12 protein-coding genes are annotated in these 13,199 nt (G+C 71.1%); 8 read left to right on the top strand and 4 right to left on the bottom strand.

What is annotated here, in order from left to right; all coding sequences use genetic code 11:
* Window positions 1–55: 55 nt before the first annotated feature.
* The 3 genes from AB0C20_RS18420 to AB0C20_RS18410 all read left to right on the top strand — a co-directional run bounded on the left by AB0C20_RS18420 (window position 56) and on the right by AB0C20_RS18410 (window position 2,285).
* Window positions 56–1,519, top strand: coding sequence for an amidase (locus AB0C20_RS18420; protein WP_357185196.1), 1,464 nt, complete (start codon window positions 56–58; stop codon window positions 1,517–1,519).
* Between the two features lie 75 nt (window positions 1,520–1,594).
* Window positions 1,595–1,891, top strand: coding sequence for a hypothetical protein (locus tag AB0C20_RS18415; RefSeq protein WP_112584149.1), 297 nt, complete (start codon window positions 1,595–1,597; stop codon window positions 1,889–1,891).
* Complete coding sequence (locus tag AB0C20_RS18410; protein WP_091405419.1) at window positions 1,878–2,285, top strand: DUF5130 family protein; 408 nt, start codon at window positions 1,878–1,880, stop codon at window positions 2,283–2,285. The genes AB0C20_RS18415 and AB0C20_RS18410 overlap by 14 nt, the downstream gene beginning before the upstream one ends.
* A gap of 71 nt (window positions 2,286–2,356) precedes the next feature.
* Here the strand turns inward: AB0C20_RS18410 and AB0C20_RS18405 are convergent, their stop codons facing one another.
* The 3 genes from AB0C20_RS18405 to pepN form a co-directional block, all read right to left on the bottom strand.
* Window positions 2,357–2,545: a hypothetical protein gene (locus AB0C20_RS18405; protein WP_357185201.1), complete on the bottom strand. Its 189-nt coding sequence runs from the start codon at window positions 2,543–2,545 to the stop codon at window positions 2,357–2,359.
* A gap of 51 nt (window positions 2,546–2,596) precedes the next feature.
* Window positions 2,597–5,869: an RHS repeat-associated core domain-containing protein gene (locus AB0C20_RS18400; RefSeq protein ID WP_357185203.1), complete on the bottom strand. Its 3,273-nt coding sequence runs from the start codon at window positions 5,867–5,869 to the stop codon at window positions 2,597–2,599.
* A gap of 249 nt (window positions 5,870–6,118) precedes the next feature.
* Window positions 6,119–8,668, bottom strand: a complete 2,550-nt coding sequence (pepN, locus tag AB0C20_RS18395; RefSeq protein ID WP_357185206.1) for an aminopeptidase N — start codon at window positions 8,666–8,668, stop codon at window positions 6,119–6,121.
* Window positions 8,669–8,889: 221 nt separating this feature from the next.
* On the opposite strand from pepN, the gene AB0C20_RS18390 reads away from it, so the two are divergent.
* From AB0C20_RS18390 to AB0C20_RS18375, 4 genes are all read left to right on the top strand, one after another.
* The gene (locus AB0C20_RS18390; RefSeq protein WP_357185209.1) at window positions 8,890–9,516 is read left to right on the top strand and encodes a disulfide bond formation protein DsbA; all 627 of its coding nucleotides are present in this window, start codon (window positions 8,890–8,892) and stop codon (window positions 9,514–9,516) included.
* Window positions 9,517–9,697: 181 nt separating this feature from the next.
* Complete coding sequence (locus tag AB0C20_RS18385; protein ID WP_357185212.1) at window positions 9,698–10,213, top strand: hypothetical protein; 516 nt, start codon at window positions 9,698–9,700, stop codon at window positions 10,211–10,213.
* Between the two features lie 90 nt (window positions 10,214–10,303).
* Window positions 10,304–11,503, top strand: a complete 1,200-nt coding sequence (locus AB0C20_RS18380; RefSeq protein WP_357185215.1) for a DUF1015 family protein — start codon at window positions 10,304–10,306, stop codon at window positions 11,501–11,503.
* Between the two features lie 87 nt (window positions 11,504–11,590).
* Window positions 11,591–12,058, top strand: a complete 468-nt coding sequence (locus AB0C20_RS18375) for a ribose-5-phosphate isomerase (RefSeq protein ID WP_112584153.1) — start codon at window positions 11,591–11,593, stop codon at window positions 12,056–12,058.
* A gap of 11 nt (window positions 12,059–12,069) precedes the next feature.
* On the opposite strand, the gene AB0C20_RS18370 is transcribed toward AB0C20_RS18375, so the two are convergent.
* On the bottom strand, window positions 12,070–12,414 hold the full coding sequence (locus tag AB0C20_RS18370; protein ID WP_357185218.1) for a hypothetical protein: 345 nt from the start codon (window positions 12,412–12,414) through the stop codon (window positions 12,070–12,072).
* A 139-nt stretch (window positions 12,415–12,553) separates the two neighbouring features.
* Between AB0C20_RS18370 and AB0C20_RS18365 the strand changes: the two genes are divergently transcribed.
* The gene (locus AB0C20_RS18365; RefSeq protein ID WP_357185221.1) at window positions 12,554–13,099 is read left to right on the top strand and encodes a hypothetical protein; all 546 of its coding nucleotides are present in this window, start codon (window positions 12,554–12,556) and stop codon (window positions 13,097–13,099) included.
* Window positions 13,100–13,199 lie beyond the last annotated feature (100 nt).

The raw sequence follows: 13,199 nt of genomic DNA, 5'->3' as shown, positions 1-13,199 counted from the left end.
CGGCCGCCAGCGCGTGTCGGCTGCGCGAAGGGCCGATGGCCGGCAGGATGGCGGCATGGCCGAGCCGCACGACCTGACCGCGTTGGAGCAGGCCGCCGCGATGACCCGCGGCGAGCTGTCCAGCGTCGACCTGGTCGAGCATTCCCTGCGCCGGGTGGCGGCGCTCGGCGACACAGTGGGCGCGTTCGTCACCGTCACACCGGACCTCGCCCGGCAGGCCGCGCGCGCCGCCGACGCGGTGCCGATCGAGGAGCGCGGCCCGCTGCACGGCGTGCCGACCGCCATCAAGGACCTGACGCTCACCGCCGGGGTGCGCACCACCTTCGGTTCGGCCGCCTTCTTCGACTTCGTCCCGCCGGTCGACGCCGACGTGGTCCGCTTCATCAAGGCCGCCGGTCTGGTCAGCCTGGGCAAGACGACCACCTCCGAGCTGGGCTGTTCGCTCTACTCGGAGGGCCGGGTCGCGCCGCCGGCCCGCAACCCGTGGCAGTTGACGTACACGGCTGGCGGGTCCAGCGGCGGCGCCGCGGCGGCGGTCGCGGCCGGGCTGGTCCCGGTCGCCCAGGGGTCCGACGGCGGTGGGTCGCTGCGCATCCCGGCGTCGCTCTGCGGCCTGGTCGGCTACAAGCCCAGTCGGGGCCTCGTCTCCGGCGGGCCGATCGGCTCCGGCGCGTTCGGCCTGCCCACCAGCGGCCCGCTCGGGCGGACGGTCACCGACGTCGCCGCTCTGCTCGACGTCATGGCAGTCCCGGTCCCCGGCGAGCCCTACCTGCCGCCACCCGCGCCGCCCGGCGGCTACCTGGCCGTCGCGCGCCGGGCCGAGCCCGGCCCGCTGCGGATCGGCCGGTTCACCACGCCGATGCTCGCCGACGAACCGGTGCACCCCGACTGCGTGGCCGCCGTGGACCGGGCCGCCGCGCTGCTCACGGCGGCCGGCCACGAGGTGGTCGAGGTGCCGCCGCCGCTCGGGCCGGCGGCCTGGCCGCTGTTCGAGATCCTCTGGTACGTCCTGGCGCTCACCCCGGTGCCACCGCAGCGGGAGGCGGAGCTGCTGCCGTTGACCCGGCTGCTCCGGGCCCGGGGCGCCGAACTCTCCGCCGGCACCCTGGCCGCCACCCTCGGGGAGTTGCAGGCGCAGGTGCGCCTCGGTGCCCGCCGCACCGCCGGCTGCGACCTGCTCCTCTGTCCCACGCTGGCCACCCCGCAGGCACCCGTCGGCTGGTTCACCGCCGACGCGGACCCGGCCGCCGACTTCGACAGGCAACGCCGGTTCTCGCCCTACTGCGCCATCTTCAACGTCACCGGGGATCCCTCCGTCTCCCTGCCACTGGGTACCACCACCGACGGCCTGCCCGTCGGGGTGCTGCTCACCGGCCGGTACGGCGACGACGCGCGGCTTATCGCTACCGCTGCGCAACTGGAGAACTCGAGTGACGGATGGGATCGGCACCCCGCAATCTGGCGGGCCGTCGACTCCGCTAACGTGAATGGCGACGGAGTCGGGCGGTCGGCAGCGTGATCGTCCATCCGACCCGGTTGTTCAAGGTCGTCCTTCTTCCGCCTGGGGGCGTTGGGATTGTCTGTTACCGAGACGTTGCTGGTCTTCGTCGGCATCCCGTTGGCCGCGGTGCTGGTCATCGCCGGCCTGTCGTACGCCGGTAGCCGCGGGGGTGCCACCGGCGGTGGCGGTGGCGCCAAGCGCTACCGTCCGGGCCGGCCCTTCGACTTCACTCCGGTCTGGTTCCTGGGCCGCCCGGAGCAGCTGGCCGACTCGGCCGGCACCGCGCTGACGGCGGGGGCGCAGGCGCCCGCGCTGACCAGCCACAAGCTTGAGCAGGCCAGCGTCGAGGCGCCGGCCGGTGGAACCGGAGGCGCAAGTGACCGTTGGTGAGAAGCAGACCGGGTCGGAAAATCCGCCCGAGGTGCTCGACGGGCCGTTCTCGACCCGCCAGCTGCTGCGCATCGACGAGGCCCTGCGCCTGGCCGACAAGGGCACCGGCCTGGTCTTCTCGGTCTTCGTCGGTGGTCTCGACGAGCCGATCCGGGAGCACGCCCAGCGGCTGCACCGTCAGCTCGCCGAGCCCGACAAGTCGGTGCTGATCGCCGTGTCGCCCAACCAGCGTCAGCTGGAGATCATCACCGGGCGGTACGCCCGCAAGCGCATCCCCGACACCTACGCCAAGCTGGCCGCGCTCTCCATGGTCGGCGCGTTCAGCGGCGGGGACCTGGCCGGCGGCATCATCAACGGCCTCGACCAGCTCGCCAGCCACGCCGGCAAGGGCTGACCCACCCGTACGACGAACCCCGGCCCGCTGATCGCGGACCGGGGTTCGTCGCGTGCTGGCCTACCGCCTCGTCAGCGCTGGCCGCTGCGGGACCGAAGTCGGGTGAGCGCGAGGGCGAGCGGGACGGTCACCACCGCGCTGACGGCGACCCAGCTGACCAGCGCGACCCAGATCGGGCTGTCGTTGAGCACCGCCAGCAGGATGCTCACCGGTAGCAGCGCCAACACCGCCGCGAACACCGGTCGTCGTGACCTTTTCATCTGCGTGTCCCCCTTCGTCACTGCGTCGACCACTACCCGCGGTCTCCGCCGTCAGTCCTTCTCGGCCTCGTCGGTCAGGTACTTGGTGACGATGCCGCCGGCGCAGCCGCCCACCGCACCGAGGGCACCACCGGCCAGGGCGCCGGCGACTCCGCCGGCCGCCCCACCGATCGCACCTGTGACGAGGCCGCCGGCGGCACCGATCGCGCAGGACTCGCCGTAGTCGACTTCCAGGCCGGTGGGGTCGAGGTAGTTCACCGGGTTCGCGGCGGCGTAGGCGTACCGGTTGCCGGTGGCGGGGTCTCCGATGAAGGCGAGGCTGTCCTGCTGGGTGAAGCGACCCGTCGCCGGGTCGTACCAGCGACGGCCGAACTTGGTGAGGTCGTCGTTGCGCAGACCAGCGGCGAAGCCGAGCGCGTTCTCCTCGGTCTCGTCGCCGTTGTCGACGGTCTTGACCACCTTGCCGTACGGGTCGTAGGTGTAGGAGGCGGCCAGTGAACCGTCGTACTTGACCAGGGCCACCACCGACCCGAGTCCGTCGAGGACGTAGAAGTAGTGGTGGAAGACCCCGTTCGTCTTCGCCCGGAAGCCCAGCGGAGTGCCGAGCTGGTCGCGCTCGACGTAGTGCCTGCTGTACGAGCTGGGCACCGTGTAGCTCTGCAGCATCGGCTGGCCGTTCTGATCGTCCAGCCCGTAGAGGTACCGGTGCTCGAACGAGGGGGTGGTCTTCCAACCGAGCTCGACCTGGTTGGGTCCGCTGTACTCCCAGGTCACCGACGCGTTGGTGGAGTCCTTGCCGCTGGTGAGCTGTCCTGCGGCGTTGTAGACGAAGGAGCGGGCGGCGGACCCGCTCTTCTGGTTGCCGGCCCCGTCGTAGCTGTAGCCGGAACTGGTGATCTGGTTGCCGGCGTTGTACGTCAGCGTCTGCGTTGTGGTGCCGTCAACCTTGACCGAGGTGCGGTTGCCGTTGCTGTCGTAGGCGTAGTCGTAGGTCTTGCCGTCGATGCTGGTGGCCTTGGTGAGCCGGTTGCCCTGGTCGTAGGTGTACAGGCTCACCGCGCCCGCGCGGTGGTGGTCGGTCTGCCACTGCCGCAGACCGGTGTCGTCGGTCTTTGCCGTGGAGCAGGCGGCGGTGCCGACTCGCTTGGCGTAGCAGTAGGACACGTCGAAGACGGTGCTGGCCGTGCCGGACTGCCAGCGCTTACTGGTGGTACGGGTGATCCGTCCGGACTGGTCGTACGCGGTGACCGTCTCGGCCGCTGTCACCGAGGAGACGGCAAGTTTGGTCGAGGTCCGCCGCCCGTCGTCGTCGTAGCCGAAGGTGTAGGTGCCGTTGCCGGCGACCAGCTTGGTGAGCAGGTTGCGGGCGTTGTACGTGTAGAACGAGCTGCCCCGCTGGTCGCGCAACTCGACGAGGTTGCCGACCGGGTCGTAGACGTACTGGTGGGTGGCCTGACGGCCGACCAGCCGGTTGAGCCGATCGTGCGCGAAGTTCTGGTAGCCGTTGCCGTCCTCTCGGGCGTAGACGTTGCCGGCGGCGTCGTAGGTGTACGAGACGTCGTGCGTCGCGTCCGAGTAACTGATCTTCGTAACCCGGTCGTTCTTGTCGTAGTCGAAGTGGGTGGTGCGCCCGGCGCCGTCGGTGGCCTCGTGCACCCGGCCGAACTCGTCGTAGTTGATCGTGCGGACGCCCAGCGAGGTGCCACTCGGGGGAGTCACGGAGATCAGCTGCTTGTTGGAGTCGTACTGGTAGGTGGTCCTGTTCGTGCCGTTGCCCGGATCGGTCGAGGACTTCACAGTGCCGTCGCTGTTGTACTCGATCTTCGCCTCGGCGGCCTGGGCGTCCTTCGAGGACAACCGGTTGCCAGCACCGTTGTACGTGTAGGTGTTGGTGTTGCCCTGCGCGTCCGAGCTGGACGACGGTTGGAAGTTCGCCGTCGGATTGCTGGGGGTGGCGGAGTTCGCGTACGAGTAGGCGATGTCCGCGCCGGTCGGCGCGGCAGAGGCGGTCAGCGACTGCCCGCCGTTGGCCGCGTACCCGTTGCTGGTGACGCCGCCCGTGCCGTTGGTGGAGGTCAGCACGTCGTTGTACGGCGTGTAGGAGTTCTCCCGCGTCTTGCCCTCCGGGTCGACGGCCTTGGTCACCCGCTTGTCGGAGTTGATCGTGTAGGTGGTGCGCGGCACGGAGGTGACCGGCTGCGACTGGTTGGTGTTGGCGTCGGCGATCAGCGTCTGCGTGGCGGACGGGTACGCCCAGCGGGTGACGGCCGTCGCGCCCGGCGCGTCCTCCTCGTCGACGACCCGCTGGATCGAGGTGACCCGGTGCGCGGAGTCGTAGGTGAGGGTGGCGACGGAACCCACGTCCGAACCCCTGATGCCGCTGGAGATCTTCGTGATCCGGTGTGCGGAGTCGTAGACGAAGCGGATGTCGTCCTCGGTCAGCGAGCAGATCTCGGTGAGGTCACCGTTGGCGTTGTACGCGTACTCGATGCGCCGGTACAGGCCGCCGTCGCCGTGCTGCTCGATCTTCGAGATGTAGCCGTGGCTGCCGTAGAGCACGGTCGCCGTGCGCACGGCCTGGGTGCCCCGGTCGGAGACGACAGTGGTGAGTCGACCGTTGCCGTCGTAGGCGTAGTCGGTGACGTTGTCGTTGCGGTCCAGGCTGCGGTCCAGCAGCCCGGCGGAGGTGAAGTAGAGCCGCCGTCCGCTCTCGTGCTCGGTCAGCTTCCAGCCCGAGCCGTCGGTGGCGAGGGTCGCCTTGAACTCGTTCGGGGTGGTGTAGCCGGACCCGTTGGGTGTGAACCTTCCGACCACCCCGTCCGAGGCGACATAGGTGACGGAGTTGTCGTCGGCCTTGATCAGCTTCACGTCCACGCCGGTGCGGGTCCGCCAGCCGTGACCGAGCGATCCGGTCGCCAGCCCGCTGCCGGTGAACAGGCTGTTGTAGGCAGAGCCGAGAACGAGGTCGCGGGCGATGCCGGGAAGTACCAGGTCGGTGCTGCGGATGAGCAGGTTGCCCGAGCCGGTGTTGACCTCGGCGGTCACCCGGTCGGTCAACGCGAAGCTGGTGAACGAGCCGTTGCGGACCGGGCCGGTGCCGACCGGCACCGAGATCGGGCCGGCGAGCATGCTGACCGGCGCGCTCGACGGGCCCAGCGCGATTGCGGCGGACGAGCCGGGTGAGCCCGGTTGTGCCGGCGCAGCGATGCGGTCGGCGGTGGACTCCGGGCGACCGAGTGCGGCGGCGGCAGGCGCCGTCGGTACGGTGAGCACCGATGAAGTGACGATCAGTAGTGTCCAGAACGCGCGATGGCGTAAGGCCACGGTTCCCTCCCGTGCGTTGGTGGCGACAACGCACGAGATCGTCACACATCGATTACTTGATGCGCGGCAATCATTCGGATCTTTTGTCAGTGATCCAGAAAGTTTCGTCGATGCGTACCGATGCGGATGACCGCGTGTTATTGGCCGGTCACAGGAGTGACCAATGATGGATCTTCGGACGGGATCGGGAAACGGCTCGGGGCCGGCGCGGGTTCACACCCACGCCGGCCCCGAGCCGGACACCGCTGCTCAGGCGCTCTGGGCGTCCTTCGCACGGGCCTTCAGCGCCCGCACCACACCGTCGCGGCCCTCGGCCACCAGCCGACGCAGCGGGGCGGGGTGCCCGTCACCGGCCAGCCACGCGTCGGTGGCCGCCACCGTGTCGTCCTCCACCAGGTAGGTCGGGTACGCCAACTGGGCGAACTCCTGCGCCGGCTCGCTGTCCCGGGTGGCCCACACCTGCCCGACCGCCGCGAAGTACCGCTCCCGGTACGGGGCGACCAGATCCACCTGCGCCGGGTGGGCGAAGCCCTGCAACAGCGCCCGGTGCCGCCAGTTGGGCAGCGCGTCCGGGCCGGTGAGCAGGGCCCACACGGCGGCCTTGTTCTCGGCAGTCGGCATCAACGCGTGCGCGTACGCGGCTTCCCGCTCACCGCTGGCAGTGCGGTCGCTGCTCAGCTCCGCCTCGATCTCGGCAGTCCCGGCGGCACCGTTGGCCACCAGGGCGGCGAGGACCGACCAGCGCAGCTCGGTGTCGACTGTCAGCCCGGCCGGCATCCCGGTGCCGTCCAGCCAACCGCGCAGCGTCGCCAGGTCTTCCTCGGAGCGGACCGCCGAGGTGAACGCACGGGCCCAGGCCAACTGGAACCCGCTGCCGGGCTCGGCGGCGGCGAGTGCGTCACGGGCGGTACGGGCCAGGTCGGCCCAGCCGGTCGGCGCCCAGGCCGGGTCGGCGTACAGGGTCAGCGCGGTGGTCGCCTGCCGCAGGGTGGCGGTGACCAGGTTGATGTCGGTCTCCGCGGGCAGCCCGCTCAGCGTGAGCGCCACGTAGTCCCGGGCGGACAGCTCGGCGTCGCGGATCATGTCCCACGCGGCGGTCCAGCAGAGCGCGCGTGCCAGCGACGAGTCGAAGCCACCGATGTGCTGCACCACTGTCGCCATCGAACGCTCGTCGAGGCGCAGCTTGGTGTAGCTGAGGTCGTCGTCGTTGAGCAGCAACACGTCGGCCGCCCGGACGCCACGCAGCGGGGCGAGATCCGTGTGCTCGCCGGTCACGTCCACCTCGTACCGCTCCCGACGGACCAGCCGCCCGTCGGTCAGGTCGTACAGGCCCACGCCGATCCGGTGGGTCCGCAGCGTCGGGTACGCCGCAGGAGCCTCCTGCCGCACCAGCACCTGCTCGTACGTGCCGTCGGCCCCGATGGTCACCTCCGGGCGCAGCGTGTTGACCTGTGCGGTCTCCAACCACTGCGCGGCGAACTTGCGCAGCTCCCGCCCGGATGCGGCCTCCAGCTCGGTGAGCAGGTCGTCGAAGGTGGCGTTGCCCCAGGCGTGCTTGCCGAAGTAGGCCCGCAGCCCGGCCACGAACGGCTCCTCACCCACGTACGCGACGAGCTGCTTGAGCACGCTCGCGCCCTTGGCGTAGGTGATGCCGTCGAAGTTGACCTCCACGGCCTCCATGTCCGGCATCTCGGTGTAGACCGGGTGGGTGGAGGAGAGCTGGTCCTGCCGGTAGCCCCAGTTCTTCCGGATGGACAGGAAGGTCGTCCACGCCTCGGTGAACCGGGTCGCGTTGGTGTTGCACCAGTGGCTGGCCCACTCGGCGAACGACTCGTTCAGCCACAGGTCGTTCCACCAGCGCATGGTGACCAGGTCACCGAACCACATGTGGGCCAGTTCGTGCAGGATCGTGTTGGCCCGCTGCTCGTACTCGAAGTCGGTGACCTGCGAGCGGAAGAGGTAGTGCGACTCGGCGTGCGTGACGCAGCCGAAGTTCTCCATCGCGCCGGCGTTGAAGTCGGGCACCCAGAGCTGGTCGTACTTCGGCAGCGGGTAGCGCACGTCGAACTTCTCGTGGAAGAAGTCGAAGCCCTGCTTGGTGATCAGGAACAGGTCGTCGGAGTCCAGGTACTGGGCCATCGACGCCCGGCAGAACACCCCCAGGTCGATGCCGTCGTGCGCGTCGCGCACCTCGTGGTACGGCCCGGCGCACATCGCCGTGATGTAGGTGCTCATCCGGGGCGACTCGGTGAAGTGCAGCGTCTTGAGCGCCTCACCCGCCGGCTCCTCCCGCTGCACGGGCATGTTGGAGACCGCCCGCCAGTGCGCCGGCACCGTGACGTGCCAGGTGTAGACGCTCTTCAGGTCGGGCTGGTCGAAGCAGGCGAACACCCGCTGCGCGTCGGCCGTCTCGAACTGGCTGTAGAGGTACGTCTCGCCGTCCACCGGGTCGACGGTCCGGTGCAGACCCTGGCCGCTGTTCGAGTAACCGAAGTCGGCGTCGACCACCAGGACGTTGTCGCTGTCCAACCCGGACAGGGTCAGGCCCTTCTCGGCGGACCAGGCGGAGAGGTCGACGGGCGTGCCGTTCAGCGTCGCGGACCGCACCGACTCGGCGGCCAGCTCGATGAAGGTGCTCGCGCCCGGTTCGGAGCAGCGGAACCGAACCTCGGTCGTCGACCTGAACGTGCGGCCGTCGGCCGCCAGCACGGCGCTGGACAGGTCCAGACTGATGTCATACCCCGTCACGTTGAGCAGGCGTGCCCGCTCGGTCGCCTCGACCTGCGTCAGGTTGCGCACTCCCGGCACTGTTCGTCTCCATCCCACATGTCGCCGTACGCCCGGCGGCGCCCGTTCGCCTACCGCTCGTGACGGCTGGCCCGATTCGAGTCTTCCATGTACGGGCAGCCCGCGGTGGCCGAGGTCACGCTCTCATTCGGGTGCCGGTCGATGCGCTGCGGGGTGAAGATTCTCCTGAGACGCCGACCTGTCGGCGCCACCCGTCGCGAAGGGATCTCACAGTGACCGAACGTGTCACCGCCGACATGTGGTTCGACCCGGCCTGCCCGTGGGCGTGGATCACCTCCCGCTGGCTGTTGGAGGTCGAGCAGATCCGGGATGTGGACATCCGCTTCCACGTGATGAGCCTGGCCGTGCTCAACGACGGCCGGGACGAGCTGCCCGAGGACTACAAGGAGTTCCTGAAGACCGCGTGGGGCCCGGTGCGGGTCTGCATCGCCGCGGAGCAGCTGCACGGCAACGAGGTGCTGCGCCCGCTCTACACGGCGCTCGGCACCCGGATCCACCTGCAGAAGCAGGAGCGGGGTCCGGAGCTGTACGTGGCCGCGCTCACCGAGGCCGGCCTCGACCCGGCACTGGCCGCGGCCGCCGACAGCACCGACTACGACGAGGCGCTGCGGGCCAGCCACGAGGCGGGCATGCGCCCGGTCGGGCAGGACGTGGGCACTCCGGTCGTGCACGCGCCAGGCCCGGACGGCGCCCCTGTCGCGTTCTTCGGCCCGGTGATCACTCCGGCGCCAAAGGGGGAGGCCGCCGGCCGGCTCTGGGACGGCGTGTTGCTTGTCGCCGGCACCCCGGGCTTCTACGAGCTCAAGCGCACCCGCGAGCAGAGCCCGATCTTCGACTGAGCGACGACCACCGCGCCCCCGTCCGTGCTTCGTCAGTCGCGCGGACGGGGGCGTTTCTCGTCGGGTGCCGAGGTCGGCGGAGGGTTGTGGCGTCACCGGGAGGCGGGCGGCGTCGTTTCCCTCGGTGTCCGCCGCAGCGACCCGTAGGGCCGCACGCCGCAGTTCGTGGAGGCAAATCCCGATGGCCAAGCACCGTGCGTCCGGTGACGATCAGTTGACCCGGCAGGGGGTGATCGAGACTCCCGGCGCTGACTACTGGTCCGTTGACGACTCCCGCTGGCCGACGGTCCGCCCGGACCTGCCCGCCCACCTGGTGGATCTACTCGCGCCGCCCATCGTGGTGGGCGTGGCCCGGGTCCCGGTGACCTCCCGGCTCACCCCGCCCAGAGCGGTCGACCCACTGCCGTCGTCCATCGACGCGGTGCCGACCAACGCGCCGGCGCTGGTGCCGTCGGGAGCGGCACCGGCCGAACCGGCTCCTCCGCCGCCGGCGCCGGCTCCTCCGCGCCCGGTGCCGACGCCGCCGCTGAGCCCGCGGCCCGTTCCCACGCCTCCTCCCGACCGTCCCGTGCCGGGGCCGCCCGCGTCGCCCCGCCGCGCCCTGAACACGGGGCCGATCGGGACCGGCCGGCGTGGCAACGGTGGGCCGGTGAGCGCAGGTAAGCACCGCCGGGGCACCTCCGATCGCGCCGGCTGACCGGCCGGGCCCCACCGGGCGCTTTCATCTGGTGGACGCCCCCGCGGGTCCCCGTCGGCGGCGACACCGTCGCCGGTAGCGTCAGTGGGCATGACGGTCGTGCATCCGATCACCCGGGCCTGGGTCACCACTGGCGGCACCGGCGCGCAAAACTACGACGAGTTCGCCGACGACGCGGAGATCACCGCGATCATCGAGTCGAACCCGCACAGCGCTCTCGGCATCGAGATGCCGCATCGCGCCCCGCAGAGCCTGGGCAAGTCGTTCCTGGAGGCGCTGCCGGACGCGGTGGCCCGCCTCGCCGAGGCCAAGGCCGACGGCAGTTACACCCCCGCCGAGCAGGTGGTGGTGCTCTACCGGATCAGCGCGCCCGGCGAGGAGCCGGCGTACGGGCTGTTCGCGATGGTGGACACCGATCAGATCTCCACCCGGGCAGACGAGCCGGGCCTGGTCATCCGCAACGAGGACGTCTTCATCGCCAAGGTGCGCGAGCGGGTGGCGCTGGCCGACGCGCTGGGGCACCTGCTCTCACCCGTACTCCTGCTCCAGACCGGGCGTGGCGACGAGCTGCACGCCGCGCTCGCCGCGGCGACCGACACGGCCGGTGCGCCCGCCGCGACGGACACCGACCAGGCGGGGCGCACGCACGCCATCTGGCTGCTCGGCCCCGGCCCGGAGCAGGCCACGCTGACCGCCCTCGCCGGTGGCGGGGACCTGGTCGTCGCGGACGGCAACCACCGCAGCCTTGCCGCCCAGACCGGAGGGCTGCCGCGCTTCCTGGCCGTGGTCACCACCCCCGCGTCGGTGGCCATCCAGCCGTACAACCGGCTGGTCAGCGAGCTGACCACCACCCCGGCCGAGCTGCTCGACCGGCTGCGGGCCGCAGGCGCCGAGGTCGAGCCGATCGACGGCCCGGTCGAGGTCCCGGCGGCCGGCGGCACCGTGCACCTCCGCCTCGACGGCCAGGGGTACGCGGTGCGCCTGCCCGCCACCGCCTCCGCCGGCCTGGAAAACCTTGACCACGCCCTGGTCGAGCGGCTGGTGCTGCGCGACGCGCTCGGTCTGGACCCGGGCGACAAGCGGATCACCTACGTCGGCGGTGACTACCCGGCGAGCTGGCTCACCGGTGAGGTCGACGCCGGGCGGGCCGAGTTGGCCATCCTGATCGCGCCGGTGACCGTGGCGGATTTCGTCGCCGTCAACCTGGCCAGGGAGAAGATGCCCCGCAAGAGCACCTGGTTCACCCCGAAGGCGCGCGGCGGTCTGGTCGTCGCCGAGCTGCCGCGTTGAGCGTCATCCGCACGACCGTGTGACGAACCCGGCTCGGGGACGCCGCCCCTGTGACGTCCCCGAGCGCGGCCTGACAGACTGCCCGGTATGCGCGTCTACCTGGGATCCGATCACGCCGGTTTCGAGTTGAAGGTGCACCTGGCCAACCACCTGGCCATGCAGGGCTACGACGTGGTCGACGTCGGCCCGCACAGCTACGACCCGGACGACGACTACCCCACGTTCTGCCTGCACACGGGCGACCAGGTGGTGGCTGACGAGACGGGCCTCGGAGTGGTCATCGGTGGCTCCGGCAACGGTGAGCAGATCGCCGCGAACAAGGTCGCCGGCGTCCGCGCCGCGTTGGCCTGGAGCGTCGAGACCGCTCAGCTTGCCCGTCAGCACAACGACGCGAACGTCGTCGCCATCGGTGCCCGCCAGCACACGCTGGACGAGGCGACCGGCATCGTCGAGGCGTTCCTGAACACGCCGTTTTCCGGCAACGAGCGGCACGCTCGTCGGATCGCCCAGGTAGCCGAGTACGAGCGGACCCGGAAGCTCCCCGACCTGCCCTGACCGTGCGGCGCTCAGCGCGGCGAGCGGGGCAGTTCCTCGCGGGGCACCCAGTTTCGCCGGACGACCACCACCCGGGCTTCCGCCTCGGCCAGGTCGTCGTCGGTGGGGCGGGCCGCGTCCCGGGCCCGTAGCGCGGCGCTCAGCCCCACCTGGGACGAGCCGGAACCGACCAACCCGCGCAGCCCCCGCTCGCCGTCGCGCTCGTCGCCGCCCGCGCTCCTGCGTCGCGGCGGCGGCGGCTCGTCACCGTCGTGCACGCCCGGCGTGCTGACCGTCGGGCCGTTAGCGCCCGGTCTGGCCGTCTCGGTGTCGCCGTGGTGGCGCAGCCGTCGCCGTCGTCGGTCGCTGTCACCCATCAGCCGACCGTACCCTGGCCGGGTTCGATCCGGCACCGTCGCGGGGCCGCGCCTCCCGGCCGGGGTCGGCGACCGATTTGCCGGCTGGCTACCCTCGAATCAAGGCGGTGCTGTTGCCGTCGGTCAGGGGGAGGACGAGATGGCAGACCAGACGCAGCCGTGGGCGGAGCGGACCGTGGAGGTGCCACCGCAGGCCGGCGTCGGGGTGCCGCCGCAGCGTGACGGTTTCCGCCGGGGGGTCGCTCCGGTGGGTGAGCGCCGCACCCCGCGGACGGAGCCGTTCCCGGTGGTCGAGCAGGAGCCGACCGGCACCGGTTGGCCCGGCGAACCGATGCCCCGTCGCTCGCTCAGCTCCCGGATGGCGCAGCTTCGACGCGGCGGTGAATGGAGCGCGGCGGCAGGCCTCTTCGCGTTCGTGTGTTGGGGGATCTGGGCGCTGTCCGGCCAGGGCGACCTGAGCGGCCCGCTGCTGGTGCTGGTGCTCAGCCTGCTGGTGGCCCTCGGCCTGTTCGCCCTGTTCCGGCTGATCGGCCGGGTGGTGTGGGAGCGGCAGTTGGGCCGGGTCCGGCGCAGCGCCCGAGGTGCGCACCTGGCGACGGCGGTGTTCCTCGTCGGCCTCGGGGTGGCGTGGCTCCAGCAGACCGAGTGGGTCGTCTCGGCCTGGAACTGGATCTCCTCGAACTGACCGGGCGTGCACGGGCGGGCCGGACGGCGAGCCGGGCGGTGTCGGCGGTGACCTGCTCAGCTACCTGCGTGCCGAGCCCGACCTGACCCTGGTGGCGTAC

The sequence above is a fragment of the Micromonospora sp. NPDC048843 genome (assembly GCF_040649965.1).
Classification (GTDB): Bacteria; Actinomycetota; Actinomycetes; order Mycobacteriales; family Micromonosporaceae; genus Micromonospora; species Micromonospora hortensis.
Note: the sequence above shows the minus strand (reverse complement) of the source record. Positions and strands in the feature narration are given on the sequence as shown.

Coding starts and splice junctions, on each gene's coding strand:
- AB0C20_RS18420 (WP_357185196.1), top strand. CDS start 56: ATGGCCGAGCCGCACGACCTGACCGCGTTGGAGCAGGCCGCCGCGATG.
- AB0C20_RS18405 (WP_357185201.1), bottom strand. CDS start 2,545: ATGAAAAGGTCACGACGACCGGTGTTCGCGGCGGTGTTGGCGCTGCTA.
- AB0C20_RS18385 (WP_357185212.1), top strand. CDS start 9,698: ATGGCCAAGCACCGTGCGTCCGGTGACGATCAGTTGACCCGGCAGGGG.
- AB0C20_RS18380 (WP_357185215.1), top strand. CDS start 10,304: ATGACGGTCGTGCATCCGATCACCCGGGCCTGGGTCACCACTGGCGGC.
- AB0C20_RS18375 (WP_112584153.1), top strand. CDS start 11,591: ATGCGCGTCTACCTGGGATCCGATCACGCCGGTTTCGAGTTGAAGGTG.
- AB0C20_RS18370 (WP_357185218.1), bottom strand. CDS start 12,414: ATGGGTGACAGCGACCGACGACGGCGACGGCTGCGCCACCACGGCGAC.
- AB0C20_RS18365 (WP_357185221.1), top strand. CDS start 12,554: ATGGCAGACCAGACGCAGCCGTGGGCGGAGCGGACCGTGGAGGTGCCA.